Below are 23851 nucleotides of genomic sequence, written 5' to 3'. Positions count from 1 at the left end.
CGGCGAGGTGCGAGAGGTCAGCTCGCCGGGCCCGACCGCTTCCCGGCACGCCGGTACCAGGCGGCGATGGAACGCTTGTAACCGTCGGGCATCGTCAGCTCGGGCACCTCGTCGGCCGTGAACAGGCCGACCTCCTGGTGTTCGTGGCTCAGGACGGGCTCGGTGTCAGGCGTCAGGACGTCGCAGCCGTAGGTCACGATGACGACGCGGCGCTCCGGCAGGGTCGTGGGAAGCGGCTGGTAGATCCATACGTCCAGCAGCGGGCCGACCCGCACACTCCATCCCGCCTCCTCGCTGATCTCCCGGGCGACCGTGGCCTCGGGCGTGGGGTCGTCAGGCTCCAGTCGGCCGCCGGGCAGTTCCCATTCCGCGCGGTCGTTCCTGAGCAGCAGGACCCTGCCCCGTCCGTCGAGCGTGACGCCCTTGACAGAGACGGGCCAGGTGGGGGGCGTGTAGGCCATCGCGGTGCCTTCGCATATCGCAGCGGGTCGTCAGCGCCGGGACGCTAGCACGCCGTCACACGGCCCCTGGCTCGTCTCAGCCTGCCAGGCCGGGCGGCCAGCTGTCGCTCCGCCACCCCGCCGCACGCTGGCGCCGTGGCCGTGCCGCGCCCCCACAACGCCCCCCGCACGACCCGGATTCGGGGGCGTACGGGGGGCGGGGGGCGTGTCGGGGCGGAGGTGGTGCGGGGCGGCGCGTTGGGCCGTGGTGGGCGGACGCGCTGACGCGAGGGGGCTGAGCCCGTCGTCACCGGGTGGCGAGCGGTCCCGGCGCGGTGGTGGTGGCCAGCCGGTCCGTGGCGCCCGCGTGGGCCGCGCGGGGCTTGGGGAGGGTGCAGCCGGGGAGGTTCAGGTCGACCTTGTTGCCGGCCCCGACGCAGCGGGTGATCTGGTAGGTCTGCTGCGCGTAGCCGATGCCACGGCGGACGGTGACCTGGCCGTTCTCGTCCACCTCGCACGGGTTGTTCATCGTGCAGCGCTGGCCGGACTCGTTGATGGTGTTGTTGACGGCCACGACCTTGCCGCTGGTGGCGTCGATGACCGGCGAGCCGGACGTACCGCCGATGACGTTGCACGGCGAGGTGTAGCGGACCGAGTCCTTCCAGGTCCAGCTCCCCTCCTTGAGCTGCGGCACGAAGCCGTTCACGTTGCAGGTGTAGGTGCGCTTCCAGTAGCCGGAGACGACCTTGATGCTGGAGCCGCTGGTGGGCCGCTCGGCGGACAGGGCCAGCGCGTTGACGTTGTAGCGCTGCTTGATCTGCGCGTAGGTGGCGTTGACCTGGTACAGCGCCGCGTCCGTGTCGGTCATCGTGCCGTAGGCGAGCTTGGTGGCCCGCACCGTTCCCGCCGTGCCCGCGCTCGCGTTCAGCAGGGTGAAGCTCCGGCTGGAGGGCTGGTCCACGAACACCTGTCCCGCGCCCGGCATGCCGCCTTCCAGGCAGTGGCCGTTGGTCAGCACCAGGGCCGGGTCCTGGTCGGTGGAGCTGGGCAACTTCACGATCGAGCCCGAGCAGTTGCTGAGCGCCACCGTGCCCTCGTACGTCACGGCCTTGACCTTCGGCGACGTCACGCCGGCGGTGGTTCTGTCGGCGTCGGCCGCGCCCGTGTCGTGGGCGGCGGCGGAGGTGGCGGCGAGGCCGGTGACCAGCGAGCCGCTCAGAGCGAGGGCCGAGAGCGCGCCTATGACGGTTCGGTTCACGTGGGGGAGTCCTTCCCTCCGGATGTGCAGCGGATTTGTCATGCGCATTCTGAGCGCATCAACCCCTCTGGGCAATCAAGGAATCGGAAACCCCAAAAAATGGCGGGTTCACACCAGCTCCACATGTTGACCCGGGCATGCCAGAACCCAAGACTGTCCCCGGCACCCGCGCCGTACGCCGCGGCGGGCCCCGTGCCCACCCGAACCCCCGGAGGCACGGCCTTCGCACGTCGCACCTACTGGACTCACCCCCACCAGGAGATCGCATGCGACTTCGAACCAGGGGCAGGCGGACCACCGTCATCGCCGCCCTGCTCACCCTCGCCCTGTCCGCGCCGTTGGCGGCCAACGCCGACGACACGGGCTCCGGCGCCCGCGACGCCACCCCCACCACCGCCGAGTCCGCCGACACCGCCCGACAGTACGACGTCAGCGGCCCGAAGACCGTGGCCCAGCGCTCGGAGATCGCCGCCACCGGGGCCGCCATCGACGCGGTCCGCGAGGACGCGGTGACCATCACCGCGACCCCGGCCGAACTGCGGCGGGTCCGCGCGCTCGGGTACGAGGTCACGGCGCTGGCCGGGCCGCCCGCGCGCACCGGCGACCGGGAGGCCACCCCGCGCGACTTCCCACCGGCCGACTCGCGCTACCACAACTACGCCGAGGCCACGGCCGAGATCAACGACCGGGTCGCCAAGAACGCGAACATCATGAGCAAGCGCGTCATCGGCAAGTCCTACGAGGGCCGGGACATCGTCGCGATCAAGATCAGCGACAACGTCGGCACCGACGAGGACGAGCCGGAGGTGCTGTTCACCGCGCACCAGCACGCGCGCGAGCACCTGACCGTGGAGATGGCGCTGTACCTGCTGCGCGAGTTCGGCGACAAGTACGCCAGCGACGCGCGGCTCAAGAAGCTCATCGACAGCCGCGAGATCTGGATCGTGCCGGACGTCAACCCGGACGGCGGCGAGTACGACATCGCCACCGGCTCGTACCGCAGCTGGCGCAAGAACCGGCAGCCGGGCGCCGGCGCCACGGGCACCGACCTGAACCGCAACTGGAACTTCAAGTGGGGCTGCTGTGGCGGCTCCTCCGGCAGCCCGACCTCCGACACCTACCGTGGCCCGCGCGCCGAGTCCGGCCCCGAGGTCAAGGTCGTCGCCGACTTCGTCCGCAGCCGGGTCGTCGGCGGCAAGCAGCAGATCAAGTCGAACATCGACTTCCACACCTACAGCCAGCTCATCCTGTGGCCCTACGGCTACACCACCGCGGACACCGCGGCCGGCCTGACCCAGGACGACCGGGACGCGTTCGCCACGATCGGCCGCAAGATGGCCGGCACCAACGGGTACACGCCCGAGCAGTCCAGCGACCTGTACGTCACCGACGGGTCGATCGGTGACTGGCTGTGGGGCAACCAGAAGATCTTCAGCTACACCTTCGAGATGTACCCGGGCCCCGGTGGCGGTGGCGGCGGCTTCTACCCGCCCGACGAGGTCATCGAGCGCGAGACCAGCCGCAACCGCGAGGCCGTGCTGATCCTGCTGGAGAACTCCGACTGCATGTACCGCTCCATCGGCAAGGAGCAGCAGTACTGCGCCACGAGCTGACGCACCGCGCCCGGCCGTGACCGGGGCGCCGGCACGCCCCGTACGAGGGGTGTCGCCGGCGGGCTCCGTACGACGTCGGGCGTCCGTGCGCCCGGGCGAGACCCCGGGTGGCGGCCGCCGGGTGGGTGGCCGCCCCATCCGGCGACCGCCACCGGCCGCCGGCCCCCCGGGTCGGCCCCGGGCGGTCGGGTCGCGGCGGCGCCTCGACCGCCCGTACGCCCACAGCACGACCCCGTACACCCACAGCGCGACCCCGCGCACCCGGCCGGCCCCCACCCCGACCGACAGCCCGCCTCGCCCATCCGGCCCGACTCACCCGACCCACGCGGCTGGCTGGCTGGCGCAACGCGGGTTCCTGGCCCCGGTGTTCGGCTTCGCGTCGAGCGCCGGGGCCGGTGCGTTGGACCGGGGCGACGGCGCGGGGCGGGCCCGTCACCGGGCGGGTCAGGGGGCGGCGGCCCGCGCCCAGCGGTGGGCCAGCCGCGCGAAGGCGGCCCGGAGTTCGGGCGGGCCGACGACCTCGACATCCGCGTCGAACTGGCCGACCGCGCAGGCCAGGGCGGTCCAGGACCAGGAGCCGAGGACGAGGCGACAGCGGCCCGGGCCCTCCTCCGCCACCAGGGCGTCGACCGCGTACGGGGCGACGTCGGCGGCGGGCAGGTCGAGCAGCACCTCACCGCGACAGGGCCAGTCGGACCCACCGGCCGCGCCCCGGAAGCGCCCCGCGACGAACCCGGCCACGTCTCCCCCGGGCAGCTCGCGCGGGGTGAACCGGGGACCGGTGGGCACACGCGGGATGAGGCGGTCCACGCGGAACGTACGCCAGTCGGCACGGTCCAGGTCCCAGGCCAACAGGTACCAGCGCCCGCCCCAGGTGACCAGGTGGTGGGGCTGCGCCCGCCGCCGCGCGGGGTCGGTGCCGCCACCCGGCGGCGGGGCGTAGTCGAAGCGCAGCTCCTCGCGGGCACGGACGGCCTCGCCCAGGGTCGCGAGCACGCGGGCGTCCACCGGCCCGTGCTGAGGGGGCCTCGGGCCGGCCGGGGTGACCCGCAGGGTGTCGACGCGGTGGCGCAGCCGCGCGGGCATGAGCTGGCGCACCGTGTGCAGGGCGCGCGCGGCGGCCTCGCCGACGCCGGGCCCGGTGGCGGCCCGCAGGGCCACGGCGAGCGCGACGGCCTGGTCGTCGTCGAAGAGGAGCGGGGGCAGTCGCGATCCGGCGTCGAGCCGGTAGCCGCCGTCGGGGCCCAGCGTCGCCGCGACCGGGTAGCCGAGTTCGCGCAGCCGGTCCACGTCGCGGCGCACGGTGCGCGTGCTGACCGCGAGCCGCTCGGCCAGTTCCGCGCCCGGCCAGTCGCGGCGGGCCTGGAGCAGGGACAGGAGCGCCAGCAGGCGCGCGGAGGTCTTCGGCACGTCCCCATCCTGCCGGTGGTGGCGGACACACCCTGTCCGCCACCCCTGGAACGGTCGTCCCCGAGCCCGGGACGCGGCGGCCCCACCCGGCCACCGCGCCCGCCGACCGACGCGACGTACCGCGTCCCCGTGCGCCGGCCGGCGCCCACGGGGCGGGCCCGGCGCTCGACCAGGAACCGACGGCAGGGAGCCGACCGTGACCCTCACGACCACCGCCCATCTCACCTTCCGTGGCGACGCCCGCCGGGCGCTCGACTTCTACCGGTCCGTCTTCGGCGGGCACACCACCGCCGTCACGTACGCGGACGCCGGCGCCGCCTCGGGGGCGGCCGAGGCCGACTGGCTGATGTGGGGCGAGGTCGTCACCGACGACGGTTTCCACGTCATGGCCTACGACGTGCCCTCGCACCTGCCCTGGGAGCGGGGCGAGAACTCCTTTCTCGTCTCGGTGCGCGGTGCCGACGTGGCGGAGGTCGGCGACCGGTGGCAGCGGTTGGCGGCCGGCGCGAGCGTGCTGCGCCCGCTGGAGCCGGCGCCGTGGGCCACGGCGTACGGCATGCTGCGGGACCGGTTCGGCGTGACCTGGGTGCTGGACGTCGTGGGAGGGTGAGCGCACGCCTCGGGGGCGGGCGCGGGGCCGGGGCCACCGGCCCACGGGGTACGCGCCCGCCCCCGCCGGGGCGCCGGGCTAGATCACCAGGCTGAGCAGGGCCGCCATCACGAAGCCGACCACCGAGAGGACCGTCTCCAGGACCGTCCAGGACTTGAGGGTGTCGCGCTCGGAGATGCCGAAGTACTTGGCCACCATCCAGAACCCGCCGTCGTTGACGTGCGAGGCGAAGATGGAGCCCGCCGAGATCGCCATGATCACCAGGGCGAGGTGGGCCTGCGAGTAGTCGCCGTCGGCCAGCAGGGGCGAGACGATGCCGGCGGTGGTGACGATGGCCACCGTCGCCGAGCCCTGCGCGACCCGCAGCACCACCGAGATCAGCCAGGCCAGCACGATGACCGGCAGGCCGGCGCTGTCGAAGGCGTCGGCCAGCGCCTGGGCGACGCCGCTGCCCTTGAGCACGGCACCGAACACGCCGCCCGCGCCGACCACCAGCAGGATGTTGCCGACCGGCTTGAGCGAGGCGGTCGAGACGGTCTCCAGCGACTTGCGCGACCAGCCGCGCCGCAGCCCCAGCACGTAGTAGGCCAGCAGCAGCGCGATGGTCAGCGCCACGAAGGGGTGGCCGAAGAACTCCACGACCGAGCGGCCCGTGCTGGGGTCGAAGGCGATGGAGGAGAACGTCGCGCACAGGATGAGCAGCAGCGGGGTGCCGATGATGGCGAGCACCGTACCGACCGAGACGGGTGCCTCGGCGGCGCCCGAACCCTCCGCGCCGCCCTGGCCGTCGGCGCCGCCGGCGCCCTTGGCCGCCCCGCCCTTGCCGGCCGTGCCGCCGCTGACACGCCGCTCGGCCTCGACGGCGGCCCGGGCCTCCTCGGCGGCCTCGACCATGTCCTGCGGGACGGGGACGAAGACGCGGTGTCCGATCCACGCGGCGTACGCCCAGGCGGCGAGCACCGCGGGTATCCCGCAGACCACGCCCATCAGGATGACCCAGCCCAGGTCGACGTCGAGCAGCCCGGCCGCGGCCACCGGTCCCGGGTGCGGCGGCAGGAACGCGTGCGTCATGGACAGGCCGGCCAGCAGCGGCATGCAGTACAGCAGGATGGACTTGCCGCTGCGCTTGGCGGCGGCGTAGACGATCGGCGCGAGCACGAAGATGCCGACGTCGAAGAAGACCGGGATGCCGAAGATCAGGCCGGTCAGGCCCATCGCCAGCGGGGCCCGGCGCTCGCCGAAGAGGGTGAGCAGCCGCGTGCTGAGGGCCTCGGCGCCGCCGGAGACCTCCAGGATCGCGCCGAGCATGGTGCCCAGCCCGATGATGATGGCGATGTGGCCGAGGATGCCGCCCATGCCGGACTCGATGAGCGAGACGGCGTCGGACTTCTGCACGGTGCCGAAGAGTTCGGTGACCGAGAGGCCGGCGGCCAGGCCCACCGCGATGGAGACCGCGAGCAGCGCCACGAACGGCTGCAACCGCACCTTGATGATCAGGAAGAGCAGGAGGGCGATGCCCAGGGCGGCGACGGTCAGCAGGCCGGCGGTGCCGTCGATGAGCAGCAGGAGGCCACCGGTGTGCGGTGGCGTCTCGGCCGCGGGGGCCGCTGCGAGCAACATGGGAACTCCGTTGTTTCCAGGGGTCGGTGGGTAGGGCGGACCACGGCACGGCGGCTGCGCGGCACGTGCCGGGAACGGTGGGACGGGGGACGGGGAACGCGAGGTGTGGGGCATCACGTGCCGTGGGGTGGAGCGGTGAGGTGGTGCGCGGCGGCCGGAGCGGCGACGCGCGGGTGGCGGTGCGGTACGGAGGGCGCCGGGGCGCGCCGCGCGGGCGCTCGACGGCGGACGCGGAGCCGCCGGTCGGACGCCGCCGGGTGCCGCGCTCACCGGCGCGGGGCGGGGGTGCCTACGGGTACGCGGCGGACCCGCCAGGCGCGGCGTACGCGGGGGCTCGCGGCTGGGCGGGCCGTCCGGGTAGGTGGTCCCGTACGGGGCGAAGTCCCTTGCCCCACAGGGGAGTTGTGCGGCTGCGCCGCGCCCGCGCGCGTCGTCCGGTGGCGCGTGGGGTGCGGCTGGGGTGCGGGGTGGGGCGCGGCGGTGGTGGTGCCTCGCCGCCCGCGTGCGCTCCGGGTGCCGGGGCCGGTCGGGCGGTGGCGGCGGAGCCTGGTGGGCGCGCACGCCCGGGGCGAGTGGGCGGTCGCGTACGGGCGCGGGGCCCGGGGTGGCCGTGGGCGGCCCCGCCCCGGGTGGTGGTGGGGCGGGCCGGGGCGGCGGGCCCTGCGGCGGGGGTGGTGCCGGAGGGCCCGCAGCGCCGGGATCAGCCCAGTACGGCGAGCGCGTCGATCTCGATGAGCAGCCCGGCCGGCAGGCCGACGTAGACCGTCGTGCGGGCGGCCGGGGCCTCCGTGAGGTCCGCGAAGTACTCGTTGTAGATCTCGTTCATCTCGGCGAACTGGTCCACGTCGGTGAGGTAGACGCGCAGCATCAGCACGTCCTCCCAGCGCGCGCCGCCCTCCTCCAGGATGGCCTTGACGTTGGCCAGCGTCTGGAGGGTCTGCTCGCGCAGCGTCGGCCCGGCCGGCGTCGGGGCCTGCCCGGGGACGGCGGGCAGGAAGCCGACCTGGCCCGCGACCTGGAGGATGTTGCCCTTGCGCACGCCGTGCGAGAACTTGGCCGGCGGCGCGGTGTGGGTGGCGGGGGTGATGGCCGTCTTCTGGAGCTTGTCGCTCATGTGAGGGTTCCTCTGCTTCCGGGCTTGCGCACGGGCGGGCGGCCGACGGGCCGGGCCCGTCCGGCGGTCCGCCCTGCGGGTCTGGTCGGTGGTGCGGGTGGTGCCTGGTGGCGCTGGCGCGCCGGCCGACGCCCCGGGCGACGCTGGGTGGTGCGGTCGCGTCGCCGGGTGGCGCCGGATGGATTCCGGTGGTTCGGGTGGTGCCGGTAGGTCAGGGTCTGGGACGCGGTAAGGCGTTGGCGTACGGACTCGGGGCGCGTGGTGTCGCGTCCGGGCGCCCGTCGGACGTCCTCGCGCACGGGCGCGGGTCGGCCGGCCCGGCGTGCGCTCCCGGCCGGCTCGGCCCGGTGTGCGCGCGAGGCGTCGGCGGTGTGCGGCGGGGGGCGTTCACTGGTGGCGTCCGGAGTACTCGCGGGTGATGGCGTCGGCGGTGGTGCGCACCAGCGGGAGCAGGGTCAGCAACTCCTCGGCGGTGACCACGACGTTGGGCGCCGAGACCGAGCACGCGGCGACCACCCGCCCGTCGGCGCCCCGGATCGGCGCGCCCACACAGTTGATGGACTCCTCGTGGCCGCCCAGGTCACTGGCCCAGCCCTGCTCGCGCACCTTGGCCAGTTCGGCCAGGAAGGCGGCCGGGCCGGGGGTCGAACGGGAGGTGTAGAGCGGGTAGTCCAGCCGTTCGGCGATGACCCGCCGCTCGGGCTCGGGCAGGTCGGCCAGGAGCAGCTTGGCCACGGCGGCCACGGTGATCGCCACCGGTTTGCCGATCCGCGAGTACATCCGTACCGGGTAGCGGCTCTCCACCTTGTCGATGTAGAGCACCTCGTTCTCCTCGTACACCGCCAGGTGCACGGTGTGTCCGCACTTCTCGTTGAGTGAGACCAGGTGGCGGTGGGCGATCTCGCGCACGTCCAGGTTCTCGACGGCCTCCTGCGCGAGCGCGAACAGCCGCGCCCCGAGCCGGTAGCGCTGGTCCTGCTGGCGGTAGACCATGCCGTGTTCGTGCAGCGTGCGCAGCAGTCGCAGGGCGGTGGACTTGTGGACGCCGAGCCGGCCCGCGACCTGCTCCAGGTTGGCCGGGCCCTCCGCGAGCAACGGCAGGATGCTCAGCGCACGGTCGACGGTCTGACTCATCGGTTGGGTACCTCCGCGTTGGTTCCCCCTACGGTAGGTACCTCCGGGCCGGTGGTGTCCCCCGCCCAGCCGGCGGACAGGCGCAACGCGCCCCAGGCGTCCGCGTCGAGCGCGGCCAGCCGGTCCGCCCGGGCCCGGCTCGGCGGGCTGCCGAGGTCGCCGGGGACGGTGAGGGCGGCGGCGGCCATCAGGTGGCCGTGTCGCACGCGGGCGAAGACCGGCAGGCCGCGCAGGGTCGCCGAGAGGAAGCCGGCGGCGAAGGCGTCACCGGCGCCGACGGGCGCCACCACGTCCACGCGCAGCGCGGGCGCGTACGTCACGGTGTCCCCCGCGAGCCCCCGGGCACCCGGCGCGGGCGCGGCCCCGGCTCCACCGGCCGGGTCGGGCCCGCCCGCCGCGAGCGCCTCACCCATCGCGTCCGGGTCGGACCTCGGGGCGGGCGTCGTGGCGGGCGCGGGTGTGTCGCCCTCGCGGGCGAAGACCGTGACGCCGTCCGCGCCGTGCTTGACCACGAGGACGGCGGGCTCGGGCAGCGCGGCCCGGATGGCGGTGGGACCGCCGAGGCCCCAGGCCGCCTCCGCCTCGTCCTCGCCGACGAAGACCAGGTCACAGCCGCGCGCGAGGTCGGCGAGCACCTCGGGGCCCACCTGGTCGGCGCCGGCGCGGGCCCGCCAGAGGCCGACGCGGTAGTTGACGTCGAAGGAGAGCAGCGGGCGGCCGGCGGCCGGCGCGGTGAGCTCGCGCATCAGGGCCAGGCAGTCGGCGGAGAGCGCGGCGGTGATGCCCGACAGGTGCAGCACCCGCCCGCTCCACAGCGTCGCCCGGTCGAAGGCGCCGGGCGCCATCGCGGCGGCGGCCGAGCCCGCGCGGTAGTAGACGACCTCGGAGCCGCCGGCGGGCGCGGCGGCGGCTACCGCGCGCTCCCCCGCCGTGCGGAAGTAGATGCCGGTGGGCCGGAGCGCGTCGTACTGGACCGCCGAGGTGTCCACGCCGGTCGCCGCGATGGCCGCGACCAGGTGGTCGCCGAAGCCGTCCGCGCCGACCCGGCTCACCCAGCGCGCGGGGTGGCCCGCGCGGGCCAGCGAGCAGGCGACGTTGGACTCGGCGCCACCGATCCCCCGGTCGAAGGTGGGGACGTCGGCGAGTCGGCCCGGCCGGCGGGGAACGAAGGTGACCATGGACTCGCCGAGGCACACGACATCGACGTCCGGGCTGCTCGGGGCTGCGGTCACGATCGCTCTCGCTCCTGTCACGCGGTCTTCTACCGGCTCTGCGGGTCCGCCCGGGGCCGGGGCCCGGGCGGGCGGGGCGCCCAGGTCGCGGCCGGTCGTCTCGCGACCGGCCCCGCACGGAGCCCCGCACGCCCGCCGGGACCCGGTTCGCGCCCCGCGCGCCGGGGTCGGGACCGGCGGGGGGCCGTCCCGGGTTTCGGCGGACGGTTCGCACCGTTGACCCGGTGCTTGCCGGGATGTTAGACAGCAGTAAGCGATATACGCAATGGATGTTGCAGTATATGCAACAAGATCTTTGGGGGGCTCCATGGCCACCGAGAACACCAGGGGTGCGGACCCACGGACCGTACCGACGACGCGCCCCGACGCCGGGACGCACCCCGAAGCCGCGCGCCCGGCACCGCACCAGCGGCCGGCGGCCGCCGCCGAGGGCGCGCGCCACGCCACACCCGACAACGCCGCCCCGACCGCGCACGCCGGCGCCACCCCGCCCACGGACGGGGGCACCGAGGGCGCCGCGTACGGCCACCCCGCGCCCACCTCGCCCGCCGCCGACGCCGCGGCCGGCCGGCTGCGGCGGGTGCGCGAGGCGGTGGCGCCGCTGGCCGGCGAGCGGGTGGACCACCGGTTCAAGGGGCTGCCGCCGGACGCCGACGGCACCACCGTGGGCGACCTCGCCGCCGAGCGCAGGTCGCTGTTCACCGGCGGCTTCACCACCCCCGTCCTCGCCCTGTCGGCCGACTCCCTCGCGCACAACCTCGCGCTCATGGAGACCTACGCCGACCGCCACCAGCTCGCCTTCGCGCCGCACGGCAAGACGTCGATGGCGCCCCAGCTCTTCGAGCGGCAACTGGCCCACGGCGCCTGGGGCATCACCGCCGCCCTCCCCTCACACGTCCGCGTCTACCGCGCCTTCGGCATCCAGCGGATCTTCCTGGCCAACGAGGTCGTGGACGCGGCCTCGCTGCGCTGGCTGGCCGGCGAGCTCACCGCCGACCCGGACTTCCGCCTCATCTGCTACGTGGACTCGGTGCGCGGCGTGCGCCTGATGGACCAGGCGCTGCGCGCGGCCGGCGCCGCCCGTCCCGTCGACGTGGTGGTGGAACTGGGCGCCGGCCCGGGGGCGCGCACCGGCGCGCGCAGCGCCGCCGAATGCGAGCTGATCGCGGACGCGGTCGCCGAGGTGGGCACCCTGCGCCTGGTCGGCGTCGCCGGCTACGAGGGCGAGGTGCCCCAGGCGGACGACGCGTCCGTACGCGCCTGGCTGCGTCAACTGGTCGCGCTGCTGGCCGAGTTCGACCGGGCCGGGCGTTTCGGGGCCGACCCGGCGGAGATCGTGGTCAGCGCGGGCGGCAGCGCGTGGTTCGACGCGGTGGCCGAGGTCTTCGCCGAGGTGCCGCCGCTGTCGGGCCCGGTGCTCAAGCTGCTGCGCTCGGGGGCGTACGTCTCGCACGACGACGGCCACTACCGCGAACTGACCCCCTTCAACCGGGTCCCGGAAGAAGGCGCGCTGCACTCCGCGTTCCGGCTGTGGGCCCAGGTGATCTCGCGGCCCAACGCCGAGCAGGCGTTCCTGAACGCGGGCAAGCGCGACGCCGCCTACGACCTGCACCTGCCGGTGCCGCAGGTGGTGCGCGACGGGGAGAGCGGCGAGCTGCGACCGGCCGACGGGGTCACCCTGACCGGCCTGTCCGACCAGCACGGCTGGCTACGCACCGAGCCGGGCACCCGCCTGGAGGTGGGCGACTGGGTGGGTCTCGGCCTGTCCCACCCCTGCACCTCCTTCGACAAGTGGCAGCTCATCCCGCTGGTCGAGGCCGACGGCACGGTCAGCGACCTGGTCCGCACCTTCTTCTAGGCCCGCTCGCGGGCCCGCCCCACCGGGCCCGCCACCAGCGCCCCCGTGGCCCGCCACCAGCAGCCCCCGCGCGTCGCGACCAGCAACCCCCGTGGCCCGGCCGCCCGCACCTACCGGGTGGCCGTCACCCACCGCCCACCGCGCCGACCCCGCGCGCGGACCGCCCCGATCCCCCACCCACCACCACCCCACCCCGCCCGCGAGGAGCCCCCATGGACCTGGTCATCCGCGACGTCCGCGTCATCGACGGCACCGGGGGTGCCTCCTACCGGGCGGACGTCGCCCTCGACGCGGGGCGCGTCGCCGCGATCCACCGCGCCAGCGACGGCGGGCCGCGCCCCAGCGCGCGCGCCACCCTGGACGCGCACGGCCTGGCCCTGTCCCCGGGCTTCATCGACATGCACGCCCACAGCGACCTGGCCCTGCTGCGCGACCCCGCGCACGAGGCCAAGACCGCGCAGGGGGTGACCCTGGAGGTCCTCGGGCAGGACGGCCTGTCGTACGCGCCGGTGGACGAGGCCACCCTGGCCCAGGTGCGCGCCCAGATCGCCGGCTGGAACGGCGGCGGGCCCGGCACCGACGACGTCGACTTCACCTGGCGGACCGTCGGCGAGTACCTGGACCGGCTGGACAGCGGCTTCGACGGGCAGGGCATCGCGGTCAACGCGGCCTACCTCATCCCGCAGGGCACCGTGCGGATGCTCGCCGTCGGCTGGGACGACCGGCCGGCCAGCGCCGCCGAACAGACCCGGATGCGCGAACTGGTCGCCACCGGCCTGGCCGAGGGCGCCGTGGGAATGTCCTCCGGGCTCACCTACACGCCGGGCATGTACGCCTCCGACGCCGAGCTGACCGAGCTGTGCCGGGTGGTCGCCGCGTACGGGGGCTACTACTGCCCGCACCACCGCTCCTACGGGGCGGGCGCGCTCCAGGCGTACGCGGAGATGGTCACCCTCACCCGGGAGGCGGGCTGCGCCCTGCACCTGGCGCACGCCACCATGAACTTCGGCGTCAACGAGGGCCGCGCACCCGAGCTGCTGGCCCTGCTCGACCGGGCCCTGTCCGACGGCGCCGACATCAGCCTGGACACCTATCCCTACACCCCCGGCGCCACCACGCTGGTCGCGATGTTGCCGAGCTGGGCCAGCGAGGGCGGGCCCGCCGCGACCCTGGAGCGGCTGCGCGACGCGGAGGTCACCGCGCGCATCCGGCACGTGATGGAGGTCGAGGGCGCCGACGGCTGTCACGGTGTGCCCATGGACTGGCGCACCATCGAGATCTCCGGCGTCACCCGTCCGGAGCTGGCCCCCTACGTCGGAAAGACCGTCGCGGACAGCGCCGCCGAGCGCGGCGAGGAGCCGTTCACCACGGCCCGCCGGCTGCTGCTGGAGGACGGGCTGGGCACCACGATCCTCCAGCACGTCGGCCACGAGGAGAACGTCCGGACGATCATGCGCCACCCCGTCCACACCGGCGGCAGCGACGGCATCCTCCAGGGCGACAAGCCCCACCCCCGGGCGTACGGCACCTTCCCGCACTACCTGGGGCGGTACGCGCGCGAGCTCGGCGTGCTCCCGTTGGAGGAGTGCGTGGCGCATCTCACCTCGCGCCCCGCGGCCCGTCTCAGGCTCCCCGACCGGGGCCTGGTCCAGCCCGGATACCGCGCCGACCTGGTGCTCTTCGATCCGGACACGGTCGCCGCCGGTTCGACATTCGAAGCCCCGCGCACCCTTCCGACCGGCATTCCGCATGTGTTGATCGATGGCCGCTTCGTCATCCAAGACGGCCGCCGGACCGACGTCCTCGCGGGCCGCTCCGTGCGGCGCACCCCCACCACCTGACGGGGCCCCACCACGCGCCCGCTCCCCCGCCCGAACGTGGTGAGAAACACCGAGCGGGTCCCGAAATGCGCCCGTATGGTGGCCCGCATGCAGGTGATCCAGTCAACCAAGCTCGCAAACGTCTGCTACGAGATTCGTGGCCCGGTCCTTGAGGAGGCCATGCGGCTTGAGGCGGCAGGGCATCGCGTCCTCAAGCTCAACACCGGGAATCCGGCGCTCTTCGGCTTCGAGTGCCCGCCGGAGATCCTGGAGGACATGCTGCGCTCCCTCGGCACCTCGCACGGGTACGGCGACGCCAAGGGTCTGCCGGCCGCCCGCCGCGCGATCGTGCAGCACTACGAGACGCGGGGTATCGACCTCGACGTGGAGGACGTCTACCTGGGCAACGGCGTCTCCGAGCTCATCCAGATGGCCATGCAGGCCCTGCTGGACGACGGCGACGAGGTGCTGGTGCCGGCGCCGGACTACCCGCTGTGGACGGCCGCCGTCTCGCTGTCGGGCGGCACGGCCGTGCACTACCGGTGTGACGAGCAGGCGGACTGGATGCCCGACCTGGCCGACATCGAGGCCAAGATCACCGACCGCACCAAGGCACTGGTCGTGATCAACCCGAACAACCCCACGGGCGCCGTCTACGACGACGAGATGCTCCGTGGCCTGACCGACATCGCCCGCCGGCACCAGCTCATGGTCTGCTCCGACGAGATCTACGACAAGATCGTCTACGACGGCGTGACCCACACGCCGACCGCGGCCATCGCCCCCGACCTGCTCACCCTCACCTTCAACGGCCTCTCCAAGAACTACCGCGTCGCCGGCTACCGCAGCGGCTGGATGACGGTCTGCGGCCCCAAGGCCCACGCGGCCAGCTACATCGAGGGCCTGACCATCCTGGCCAACATGCGCCTGTGCGCCAACATGCCCGCCCAACACGCGGTGGCCGCCGCCCTCGGCGGCCGACAGACCGTCAACGAACTGGTCCGCCCCGGCGGCAGACTGCTCGAACAACGCGACGTGGCGTACGAGACGCTCACCCAGATCCCGGGCGTGACCTGCGTCAAGCCCAAGGGCGCGCTGTACGCCTTCCCCCGGCTCGACCCCAAGGTCTACAAGATCAAGGACGACCGGCAGATGGTGCTCGACCTGCTGCGGGCCGAGCAGATCATGATCGTGCACGGTACGGGCTTCAACTGGCCCGAACCCGACCACTTCCGCCTGGTCACACTGCCCAACGCGAAGGACCTGGCCGACGCGGTCGCCCGCATCGGCGACTTCCTCGCCGGCTACGCCCAGCCGTGACCGACGCCGGGCCGCGACCGACCCCGGTCCGGCCCCGGCCCGGCCGGCCCACACCGGCGTAGCCACCGACGACGCGGCCCCGGCGCGGCCCACCGACACCGACGCGCGCCCACCCGAGGCCACCCGCGCCCGCCCCACACGGCCCGTGACCAACCCCGCTGACGCACGGGTCGGTTGACGTACTGCGATACCCCCTTCACCCCCCATTCACCGAGCGCGGCCCGGAATGTGGGTTTCCGGAGCGATGCTTCACCCCTGGCTTACGCACCGCACACCGGGCGGTGCCACGGGGGGAGTGAGGCGCGTGAAACGCATCCTCGGCATCGTGTTGGCGTTCGTCCTGATCGGCGGCGTCATCACGGCGGTCGTCCTGGGACGGGACGACGACTCCGAGGCGAGCGACACGACGACGATTCGGGGCGTCATCGGGTCGGAGAAGGCCGAGTTCTTCGACGACCCCACGGTGCGCGAGGCCCTCGCCGACCAGGGATTCGTCGTGGAGACCGAGTCCTCCGGCTCCTGGGACATGCAGGGCCTGGACCTCAAGGGCGAGGACTTCGCCTTCCCCGGCAGCTCCGCCCCCGCCGACGCGCTGCGCCGCGCGCACGCCTCCAGCGGCGCGCCGCTGCGCCCCTTCTACTCGCCGCTGGTGGTCCTCGCCCGCCGCCCCGCCGCCGAGACGCTCGCCGGCGCCGGCTATGTCAAGCTCACCGGCCCGGTCGGCCGCGAGGGCAGCGGCACCCTGCGCATGGAACGGTTCCTGGACGCGGTCAAGAAGGACACCGTCTGGCAGGACCTACGGGGCAGCGGCGAGTACGCCGAGCTCAAGGGGCGCCTGAGCATCACCAGCACCGACCCGCTCGCCTCCAACTCCGGCGCCCTCTACCTGGCCACCGCCGCCTACGTCGCCGCCGGCAACCGGCTGGTCAGCGACGACAAGGGGATCGCGGCCGTCCTCCCGCTCACCCGCAAGCTGATGGCCGACCAGGGCCGCCAACAGGTCAACAGCGACGCCCCGTTCAACGACTTCACCACCGGCGTCGGCACCCCGCTGGTGCTGGCCTACGAGTCGCAGATCGCCTCGCTCCTCCTCCGTGGCGACACCGTCGAGGACCTCGTGGTGCTCTACCCCGACACCACCGTCTTCAGCGACCACTCGCTGGTGCCGCTGACCGACCGGGGCCGGAAGTTCGGCGAACTGCTGCAACGCGACCCCAAGCTGCGCCAACTCGCCGTCCGGCACGGGTTCCGGCCCTCCGGTGACGTCTCCGAGTTCGCCGCCGCGACCGCCAAACACGGCGCGCACCTGCGCCAGAAGCTCACCGGAACGGTCCAGCAGGCCCCGGTTCCCACCGCCGAGGTGATGCGCGAGATCGCCCGCCGTTCCCGTGCCGAGAAGTGAGGGACGCCCCGTCATGCAGCCACTGTCACCGCCCGACCCGCGCCTGGAATCCCCGCTGGTCCTGACCCCGCCCGAGCCGGTGGCGGCCGTCCCCCGGGAGTCCGCCATCGGCCTGGTGCCCCTCGGGGACTCCGTGGCCGCCGAGATGGCGGCACGGGCCACCGAGTACGTCGACTCGCTCGCCGACCTCGACGCCCGCTCCCCCGAGTTCGCCGGCCGCGTCAACGAGATCACCGAACTCGGCGCCGGCGAGATCCGCTCCGCCGCCGGGCAGTCCAACCGCATGCTGGAGCGCACCGTACGCGCCCTGTCCGACGGCAGGGGCGGCCCCGGCGGCCAGGGCGGCGACGCCCAGGGCCGGGTCTCCAGCAGCCTGGTCGAGCTGCGCCGCACGGTGGAGGACCTCGACCCGCGCGAGCGCCCCGGCCGGGGCGCGCAGCGCCTGCTGGCCAAGCTGCCCGGCGGCAACAAGCTGCGCGACCACGTCGCCCGGTACGCCTCCGCCCAGGGCACCCTCAACAGGATCGTCGGCAGCCTGCGGTCAGGCCAGGACGAACTGCGCCGCGACAACGCCTCGCTGCACACCGAGCGGGTCCGGCTCTGGGAGACGATGGGCAAGCTCCAGGAGTACACGGTCCTGACCGACGCGCTGGACCAGGCCGTCACCCGCCGGGTCGCCGACGCCGAGGCCACCGACCCGGGCCGGGCCGAGGCACTGCGCGCCGACGTCCTCTTCCCCGTCCGGCAAAAACACCAGGACCTGCTGACCCAGATCGCCGTCTGCGCCCAGGGCTACCTGGCCATGGACGTCGTCCGGCGCAACAACGACGAGCTGATCAAGGGCGTGGAGCGGGCCGCCACCACCACCGTCTCCGCGCTGCGGATCGCCGTCATGCTCTCCGCCGCGCTGGAGAACCAGCGCAAGGTCGTCGAGCAGGTCAACGCGCTGCGCGGGACGACCGAGGAACTGATCCGGGCCAACGCGGAGATGCTCGCCACCCAGAGCGGGGAGATCCAGCGCATCGCGGCCGACCCGGCGGTGGGCGCGGAGACGCTGCGCGGGGCGTTCCAGCAGATCTACCAGACGCTGGACACGATCGACACGTACAAGGCCCGCGCGACCGACGCGATGGCCGCCACCATCGAGTCACTGACCAACGAGCTCCAACAGGCCAGCGCGCACATGGAGCGCGCCCGCACCAAGCCCGAGCTGGGCGGAGACATCCGATGAGACGCACCCGTCCCCTGACCACCCGCGCCGCGCGAGCGCGCGCCGCCGTCACCGCCGCCGTCCTCGCGCTCGCGCTGACCGCCGGCTGCTCCGGTGCGGGCGACGACGACACCGACGGCGAGGACGGCCGGCGCGGCTCCCCCGGCACCCTGCGCGTGCTGGCCAGCAGCGAACTCGCCGACCTGTCACACGTGTTGGAGGAGGCCGAGAAGGCCACCGGCGTAAAGATCGAACCGACCTGGACCGGCACCCTGGACGGCGCGCAGACCGTCGCGTCCGGCCGGGCCGACGGCAGGTACGACGCGGTCTGGCTGGCCTCCAACGACTACCTGCGGCTGCTCACCGGCGAGCACAAGAAGATCAGGACGGAGACCCCCATCGTCTCCTCTCCGGTGGCGCTCGGCGTGCGCGCCGCCGCCGTCAGCCGGCTGGGCTGGAACCCCCAGCAGGTGACCTGGGCCGACGTGCACCGCGCGGTCACCGACGGCAAGCTCACCTACGGCATGACCGACCCGGTCCGCTCCAACTCCGGCTACTCCGCGCTGATCGCCCTCACCTCGGCGCTGTCCCAGGCCCAGTCCGCGCTGACCGACGCCGACGTGCGGGCCGCCTCGCCCAAGCTGCGGGAGTTCTTCGCCGGACAGAAGCTGACCTCGGGCTCCTCGGGCTGGCTCGCGGAGGCGTTCGCCCGCCGCGCCAGTCAGCGGCCCCAGGTCGACGCGCTGATCAACTACGAGTCCGTGCTGCTCTCGCTCCAGCACGGCAAGCTGCTCAGCCACGACGGGCGGCGGGGCTCCGAGGCCGACGGGAACAGCGGCGAGGCCGTCAAGGGCATCTCCGACCTGACCGTCATCCGCCCCACCGACGGCGTGGTCACCGCGGACTACCCGCTCAGCCTGCTCACCTCGGCCGACCAGAACGCCCGCGACGCCTACGCCACCCTCTCCCGACACCTGCGCTCCCCCGCCGCCCAGCGGGCGCTGACCACGGAGACCTTCCGCCGCCCCACGGTCTCCTCGGTGCCGCCCGCGCCCGGCATCGCCCGCCAGCCGCGCCGCGAACTGCCCTTCCCCGGCACCCGCGCGGTCGCCGACGGGCTGCTGGACTCGTACGAGAACGAGCTGCGCCGCCCCTCGCGCACGGTCTACGTGCTGGACACCTCAGGTTCGATGAACGAGGAGCGGCTCGGGCGGCTCAAGGCGGCGCTGCGCAAGCTGACCGGCTCTGACGACTCGGCCACCGGCAAGCGCTTCCGCGACCGCGAGGAGGTGACGTTGATGCCCTTCTCCGACCAGGTCAAGGAGGTCAACACGCACACCGTCCCGGAGAAGGAGCCGGCCCAGGCGCTCGACCTGATCCGCGCGGACGTGGACGGCCTGGCCGCCGGCGGCGACACGGCGATCTACAGCAGCCTGCGGGAGGCGTACCGGCACCTGGGGCAGCGGGCGTCCAGGACCGGCGACGACCGGTTCACCTCGATCGTGCTGATGACGGACGGCGAGAACACGACCGGGGACGGGGCGCGGCAGTTCGAGGCGTTCTACCGGGGCCTGTCCGACCCGCAGAAGACCATCCCCGTCTTCCCGATCCTCTTCGGCGACTCGGACCGGGTCGAGCTCGAACACATCGCGGACCTCACCGGCGGCCAGCTCTTCGACGCGGTACAGGGCTCGTTGGACGGGGCGTTCGAGGAGATCCGTGGCTACCAGTGAGGGCGCCGGCCACCGCCCGGCCGCCCTGCGTTACCTGGAGTCCCGCAAGAACCTGGCGGGCTGCGCGCTCGGCCTGGCGGGGCTTGGGCTGTACGCGGCGGGGGTGGCCGGCGCGTACTGGCCGGTCGTGGTCGCCGGCCTGTACGGGGCCGGAGCCCTGCTCGCCCCGCCCGAGCGCGTCGCCTCGCCGGCCTTCCCCGGGCCGGGCGAGCAGGTGGAGGCACTGCGCGCGGACCTGGAGACGCTGCGGGCCTACCTGTCGGGCGTACGCACCCGTGACCGGCTGCCCGACGCCGCCGAGCGGCGACTCGACGACCTGGTCGAGCTGTTGTCCGCGCTGCTGGACCCGGAGCGGGGCGCGGGCGAGGCGCTGGCCGGCGACGGCGAGACGCTGCACCGGCTGACCCGCGTCATCCGCCAGGACACCCCGGAGAGCGTGGACGCCTACCTGCGCACCCGCTGGTGGTCCCGCCTGACGCCCGGCAGCCCGTCCCCGGACGAGGAACTGGGCCGCCAGCTGGGCCTGTTGGTGGACGAGGCGTCGAAGGTGGCCACCGAACTCCGCGACGCGCAGGCGTGGCGCCAGCGGGCTCTGACCCGCTACTACCAGGACCGGGCCACCCCGGACCTCCCCGGCACCACCGACCGGGACCGGCCCCGCGACCCGGCCGAGGCGACCGGCACGACGGGGGCGGTCGACGTGACCGGGACGGTCGATGTGACCGGGGCGGTCGATGCGACCGAGGCGACCAGCGCGACGGGGGTGACCGGTGCGGCCGGCGGGTCCGGTGCGGGTGGCGCGCGGCGCGGGCCGGTGGCCGGGGACCCGCGCGCGGGGGAACCCTTTGCCGAGGGCGCGCGCGAGACGCGGCCCGACGAGGGGGCACGGTAGCGCGGGCGGCGCGGGGTGCGGGGTGCGGGAGCGCGGAAGGCGCGGGAGCGCGAGGCCCGTAGCGCGGGCGGCGGGAGCGCGGAGGGCGCGGCAGCCCCGGCGGCGGTAGCGCGTGGCGGGCCCGGAGGCGAGCCCGAGCCGGGGTGCGGCGCACGCGAGGTGGCGTCCGCGCGGGGGGGCCGGCGGCGGGCGCCGGGGGTTTCGCCCGGGGACGCCCTCGCGCGCGAGGGCGTCCCCCTGTCTCAGCCGAGCCGTTCCACCAGCGCCCGGTACTCGTCCCACAGCTCCTTCGGGGTGTGGTCCCCGAAGGTGTTCAGGTGCTCGGGCACCAGGGCCGCCTCCTCACGCCATACCTCGCGGTCGACGGTGAGCAGGAAGTCCAGGTCCTCGGCGGACAGGTCGAGCCCGTCGGTGTCCAGCGCGTCCGGCGTCGGGAGGATGCCGATGGGGGTCTCGACGCCCTCGGCCCGGCCCTCCAGCCGCTCCACGATCCACTTGAGCACGCGGCTGTTCTCGCCGAAGCCCGGCCACACGAACCGGCCCGCCGCGTCCTTGCGGAACCAGTTCACGTAGTAGATCTTCGGCAGCTTGGCCTGGTCGGCGTCGCGGCCGACGCGGACCCAGTGCCCCATGTAGTCGCCCATGTTGTAGCCGCAGAAGGGCAGCATGGCGAACGGGTCCCGACGCAGCTCACCGACCTTGCCCTCGGCCGCCGCCGTCTTCTCGGAGGCGACGTTGGCGCCGAGGAAGACGCCGTGCTGCCAGGAGAGCGACTCGGTGACCAGCGGTACGGCGCTGGCCCGGCGACCGCCGAAGAGGATGGCCGAGATCGGCACGCCCTTCGGGTCCTCCCACTCCGGCGCGATGATCGGGCACTGCCCGGCCGGCACGGTGAAGCGGGCGTTGGGGTGCGCGGCCGGCGTCCCGCTCTCCGGCGTCCAGTCGTTGCCCTTCCAGTCGGTCAGGTGCGCGGGGGCCTCCTCGGTCATGCCCTCCCACCACACGTCGCCGTCGTCGGTGAGCGCGACGTTGGTGAAGACCGAGTTGCCCCACAGGGTCTTCATCGCGTTGGCGTTGGTGTGCTCGCCGGTGCCCGGCGCGACGCCGAAGAACCCGGCCTCCGGGTTGATCGCGTAGAGTTGGCCGTCCTCGCCGAAACGCATCCACGCGATGTCGTCGCCGATGGTCTCCACCGTCCACCCCGGGACGGTGGGCTCCAGCATGGCCAGGTTGGTCTTGCCGCAGGCCGAGGGGAACGCGGCGGCCACGTACTTCGCCTCGCCCCGGGGCGGGGTCAGCTTCAGGATCAGCATGTGCTCGGCGAGCCAGCCCTCGTCGCGGGCCATGACGGAGGCGATACGCAGCGCGTAGCACTTCTTGCCGAGCAGCGCGTTGCCGCCGTAGCCCGAACCGTACGACCAGATCTCGCGGCTCTCGGGGAAGTGCGAGATGTACTTCGTGGAGTTGCACGGCCACGGCACGTCGGCCTGACCCGGCTCCAGCGGGGCGCCCAGGGTGTGCACGGCCCGGACGAAGAACCCGTCGTCGCCCAGCTCGTCCAGGACGGGCTGGCCCATGCGCGTCATGGTGCGCATGGAGACGGCGACGTACGCGGAGTCGGTGATCTCGACGCCGATGGCGGACAGCGGCGAGCCGAGCGGGCCCATGCAGAACGGCACCACGTACATGGTGCGCCCGCGCATCGAACCTCGGAAGACGCCCTGTTCCCCGGCGAAGACCTCACGCATCTCGTCGGGGTGCTTCCAGTGGTTCGTCGGCCCCGCGTCCTCCTCGCGCGTCGAGCAGATGAAGGTGCGATCCTCGACCCGGGCCACGTCGGTGGGGTCGGAGGCGGCGTAGTACGAGTGCGGTCGCTTGATCGGGTCGAGCTTCCTGAACGTGCCCTTGGCGACGAGCTCCTCGGCCAGTCGCTCGTACTCGGCCTGCGAGCCGTCGCACCACACGATCTCGGCGGGCTCGGTCAGGGCGGCGATCTCGTGCACCCAGGAGACCAGTTCCTGGTGGTTCGTGGGGAGGGTGTTCTGAGCCACGGGGCTGAGAGCCCCGGAGGATTCAGCGCTGCGCGCCACGATCGCTCCGTTCCGCCGGAGCCCGACCGCTCCGGCGTCAAATTGAGGGTTTTGGGCGGACACAGACGTACACATCCGCTACGGATGCGCACATCCGCATATCCAGTGATGGAGACAGCTACCCCTTGGGGGCTGCGACCCGGATGCTCAGCTCATCCGGTGCCGACCGCGCTCATTTGATCATCCGACCCGTTCGCCCATCTGTCCAGAGGGCGCCTCCGTGACCATCACCACTCGACACCGGGACGTAACCTACGGTGGCGTAGGTAGCATGACGACATGACTGCCGCAGTGCCCGACGTCGTCGAGACCGCCAGCGAGCGGGAGACGGCGACGCTCCCGCCCCTGAAACCACGACTGCGCGGCTGGCTGCACGCCGGCATGTTCCCCGCGGTGCTGATCTCCGGCGTACTGCTCACCGCACTCGCCGACAGCGGTCGCGGGCGGCTGGCCTGCGCCATCTACACGTTGACGGCCTGCCTGCTGTTCGGCGTGAGCGCGCTCTACCACCGCGGCACCTGGGGCCCGCGCACCGAGGGCGTCCTACGCCGCCTCGACCACGCCAACATCTTCCTGATCATCGCCGGCACCTACACGCCGCTGACCCTGCTGCTCATCGAGGGCGGTCGCCAGCAGGTGCTGCTGTGGGGCATCTGGGCGGCGGCGCTGGCCGGCATCGCCTTCCGGGTCTTCTGGGTCGGCGCCCCGCGCTGGCTCTACACCCCCTGCTACATCGCCATGGGCTGGGCCGCCGTCTTCTTCCTGCCCGACTTCCTGCGCACCGGCGGCATCGCCGTCCTGGTCTGCGTCATCGTCGGCGGCGTCCTGTACAGCGCGGGCGGCGTGATCTACGGGATCAAGCGCCCCAACCCCTCGCCCCGCTGGTTCGGCTTCCACGAGGTCTTCCACTCGCTCACGCTCGCGGCCTTCGTCGTGCACTACGTCGGCATCTCGCTCGTCGCCTACCAGCACGGATAGCCCTCGCCCCACCCGCCCGAAGAGGCCGCGCCCCACCGAGGGGCGCGGCCTCTTCGGCGTACCCGCGCCGTAGCACCGGAGGGTGACGTACGGCGCGCGGGGGTGTACGCGGCGCGA

At 73.7% G+C, this 23851-nt stretch carries 18 protein-coding genes; 10 read left to right on the top strand and 8 right to left on the bottom strand.

The features are described from left to right. Nucleotides 1-17 precede the first annotated feature (17 nt). Together ACFVFR_RS19500 and ACFVFR_RS19495 are read right to left on the bottom strand one after the other, a co-directional pair. The gene (locus tag ACFVFR_RS19500; protein ID WP_383703216.1) at nt 18-461 is read right to left on the bottom strand and encodes an NUDIX domain-containing protein; all 444 of its coding nucleotides are present in this window, start codon (nt 459-461) and stop codon (nt 18-20) included. Nucleotides 462-747: 286 nt separating this feature from the next. Further along, nucleotides 748-1698 carry a serine protease gene (locus ACFVFR_RS19495; RefSeq protein WP_383703213.1) on the bottom strand — a complete coding sequence of 317 codons (951 nt, stop codon included), beginning with the start codon at nt 1696-1698 and terminating at the stop codon, nt 748-750. Between the two features lie 266 nt (nt 1699-1964). Here ACFVFR_RS19495 and ACFVFR_RS19490 point away from each other — a divergent pair, with 266 nt between their 5' ends. Further along, complete coding sequence (locus ACFVFR_RS19490; RefSeq protein WP_383703210.1) at nt 1965-3311, top strand: M14 family metallopeptidase; 1347 nt, start codon at nt 1965-1967, stop codon at nt 3309-3311. Nucleotides 3312-3755: 444 nt separating this feature from the next. Here ACFVFR_RS19490 and ACFVFR_RS19485 read toward each other — a convergent pair whose 3' ends face one another. After that, nucleotides 3756-4721, bottom strand: coding sequence for a helix-turn-helix transcriptional regulator (locus ACFVFR_RS19485; RefSeq protein ID WP_383703207.1), 966 nt, complete (start codon nt 4719-4721; stop codon nt 3756-3758). A gap of 196 nt (nt 4722-4917) precedes the next feature. Between ACFVFR_RS19485 and ACFVFR_RS19480 the strand changes: the two genes are divergently transcribed. Continuing rightward, nucleotides 4918-5331: a VOC family protein gene (locus tag ACFVFR_RS19480; protein WP_383703204.1), complete on the top strand. Its 414-nt coding sequence runs from the start codon at nt 4918-4920 to the stop codon at nt 5329-5331. A 78-nt stretch (nt 5332-5409) separates the two neighbouring features. Here the strand turns inward: ACFVFR_RS19480 and ACFVFR_RS19475 are convergent, their stop codons facing one another. From ACFVFR_RS19475 to ACFVFR_RS19460, 4 genes are all read right to left on the bottom strand, one after another. Further along, the gene (locus tag ACFVFR_RS19475) at nt 5410-6951 is read right to left on the bottom strand and encodes a GntP family permease (protein ID WP_383703201.1); all 1542 of its coding nucleotides are present in this window, start codon (nt 6949-6951) and stop codon (nt 5410-5412) included. Between the two features lie 700 nt (nt 6952-7651). After that, entirely contained in the window at nt 7652-8065 is a 414-nt protein-coding gene (locus ACFVFR_RS19470; RefSeq protein ID WP_383703198.1) for a RidA family protein, read from the bottom strand. Nucleotides 8066-8452: 387 nt separating this feature from the next. Then, a complete protein-coding gene (locus tag ACFVFR_RS19465) occupies nt 8453-9199 on the bottom strand; it encodes an IclR family transcriptional regulator (RefSeq protein WP_383703195.1) in 747 nt (248 codons plus the stop codon). Beyond that, the gene (locus tag ACFVFR_RS19460; RefSeq protein ID WP_383703193.1) at nt 9196-10431 is read right to left on the bottom strand and encodes a sugar kinase; all 1236 of its coding nucleotides are present in this window, start codon (nt 10429-10431) and stop codon (nt 9196-9198) included. The genes ACFVFR_RS19465 and ACFVFR_RS19460 overlap by 4 nt, the downstream gene beginning before the upstream one ends. A 592-nt stretch (nt 10432-11023) precedes the next feature. Between ACFVFR_RS19460 and ACFVFR_RS19455 the strand changes: the two genes are divergently transcribed. From ACFVFR_RS19455 to ACFVFR_RS19425, 7 genes are all read left to right on the top strand, one after another. Further along, a complete protein-coding gene (locus tag ACFVFR_RS19455) occupies nt 11024-12289 on the top strand; it encodes an amino acid deaminase (RefSeq protein WP_383703383.1) in 1266 nt (421 codons plus the stop codon). Nucleotides 12290-12501: 212 nt separating this feature from the next. After that, entirely contained in the window at nt 12502-14130 is a 1629-nt protein-coding gene (locus ACFVFR_RS19450; protein WP_383703190.1) for an amidohydrolase family protein, read from the top strand. 87 nt (nt 14131-14217) lie between these two features. Further along, on the top strand, nt 14218-15429 hold the full coding sequence (locus ACFVFR_RS19445) for a pyridoxal phosphate-dependent aminotransferase (RefSeq protein WP_383703187.1): 1212 nt from the start codon (nt 14218-14220) through the stop codon (nt 15427-15429). A gap of 304 nt (nt 15430-15733) precedes the next feature. Continuing rightward, nucleotides 15734-16831 carry a hypothetical protein gene (locus ACFVFR_RS19440; RefSeq protein ID WP_383703185.1) on the top strand — a complete coding sequence of 366 codons (1098 nt, stop codon included), beginning with the start codon at nt 15734-15736 and terminating at the stop codon, nt 16829-16831. A gap of 13 nt (nt 16832-16844) precedes the next feature. After that, complete coding sequence (locus ACFVFR_RS19435) at nt 16845-18062, top strand: toxic anion resistance protein (RefSeq protein WP_383703183.1); 1218 nt, start codon at nt 16845-16847, stop codon at nt 18060-18062. Continuing rightward, nucleotides 18059-19774, top strand: a complete 1716-nt coding sequence (locus ACFVFR_RS19430) for a substrate-binding domain-containing protein (protein ID WP_383703181.1) — start codon at nt 18059-18061, stop codon at nt 19772-19774. The genes ACFVFR_RS19435 and ACFVFR_RS19430 overlap by 4 nt, the downstream gene beginning before the upstream one ends. Then, on the top strand, nt 19761-20666 hold the full coding sequence (locus tag ACFVFR_RS19425) for a hypothetical protein (protein WP_383703179.1): 906 nt from the start codon (nt 19761-19763) through the stop codon (nt 20664-20666). Before ACFVFR_RS19430 ends, ACFVFR_RS19425 begins: the two co-directional genes overlap by 14 nt. A gap of 242 nt (nt 20667-20908) precedes the next feature. On the opposite strand, the gene ACFVFR_RS19420 is transcribed toward ACFVFR_RS19425, so the two are convergent. Next, nucleotides 20909-22717 (bottom strand): phosphoenolpyruvate carboxykinase (GTP), encoded by a 1809-nt coding sequence (locus ACFVFR_RS19420; protein WP_383703177.1) that lies wholly within the window; start codon nt 22715-22717, stop codon nt 20909-20911. 318 nt (nt 22718-23035) lie between these two features. Here ACFVFR_RS19420 and ACFVFR_RS19415 point away from each other — a divergent pair, with 318 nt between their 5' ends. Further along, on the top strand, nt 23036-23734 hold the full coding sequence (locus ACFVFR_RS19415) for a hemolysin III family protein (RefSeq protein WP_383703175.1): 699 nt from the start codon (nt 23036-23038) through the stop codon (nt 23732-23734). Nucleotides 23735-23851 lie beyond the last annotated feature (117 nt).

This window comes from Streptomyces sp. NPDC057702, from assembly GCF_042799315.1.
Taxonomy (GTDB): Bacteria; Actinomycetota; Actinomycetes; order Streptomycetales; family Streptomycetaceae; genus Streptomyces.
Note: the sequence above shows the minus strand (reverse complement) of the source record. Positions and strands in the feature narration are given on the sequence as shown.

Coding starts and splice junctions, on each gene's coding strand:
- ACFVFR_RS19435 (WP_383703183.1), top strand. CDS start 16,845: ATGCAGCCACTGTCACCGCCCGACCCGCGCCTGGAATCCCCGCTGGTC.
- ACFVFR_RS19490 (WP_383703210.1), top strand. CDS start 1,965: ATGCGACTTCGAACCAGGGGCAGGCGGACCACCGTCATCGCCGCCCTG.
- ACFVFR_RS19430 (WP_383703181.1), top strand. CDS start 18,059: ATGAGACGCACCCGTCCCCTGACCACCCGCGCCGCGCGAGCGCGCGCC.
- ACFVFR_RS19450 (WP_383703190.1), top strand. CDS start 12,502: ATGGACCTGGTCATCCGCGACGTCCGCGTCATCGACGGCACCGGGGGT.
- ACFVFR_RS19445 (WP_383703187.1), top strand. CDS start 14,218: ATGCAGGTGATCCAGTCAACCAAGCTCGCAAACGTCTGCTACGAGATT.
- ACFVFR_RS19465 (WP_383703195.1), bottom strand. CDS start 9,199: ATGAGTCAGACCGTCGACCGTGCGCTGAGCATCCTGCCGTTGCTCGCG.
- ACFVFR_RS19500 (WP_383703216.1), bottom strand. CDS start 461: ATGGCCTACACGCCCCCCACCTGGCCCGTCTCTGTCAAGGGCGTCACG.
- ACFVFR_RS19475 (WP_383703201.1), bottom strand. CDS start 6,951: ATGTTGCTCGCAGCGGCCCCCGCGGCCGAGACGCCACCGCACACCGGT.
- ACFVFR_RS19415 (WP_383703175.1), top strand. CDS start 23,036: ATGACTGCCGCAGTGCCCGACGTCGTCGAGACCGCCAGCGAGCGGGAG.
- ACFVFR_RS19470 (WP_383703198.1), bottom strand. CDS start 8,065: ATGAGCGACAAGCTCCAGAAGACGGCCATCACCCCCGCCACCCACACC.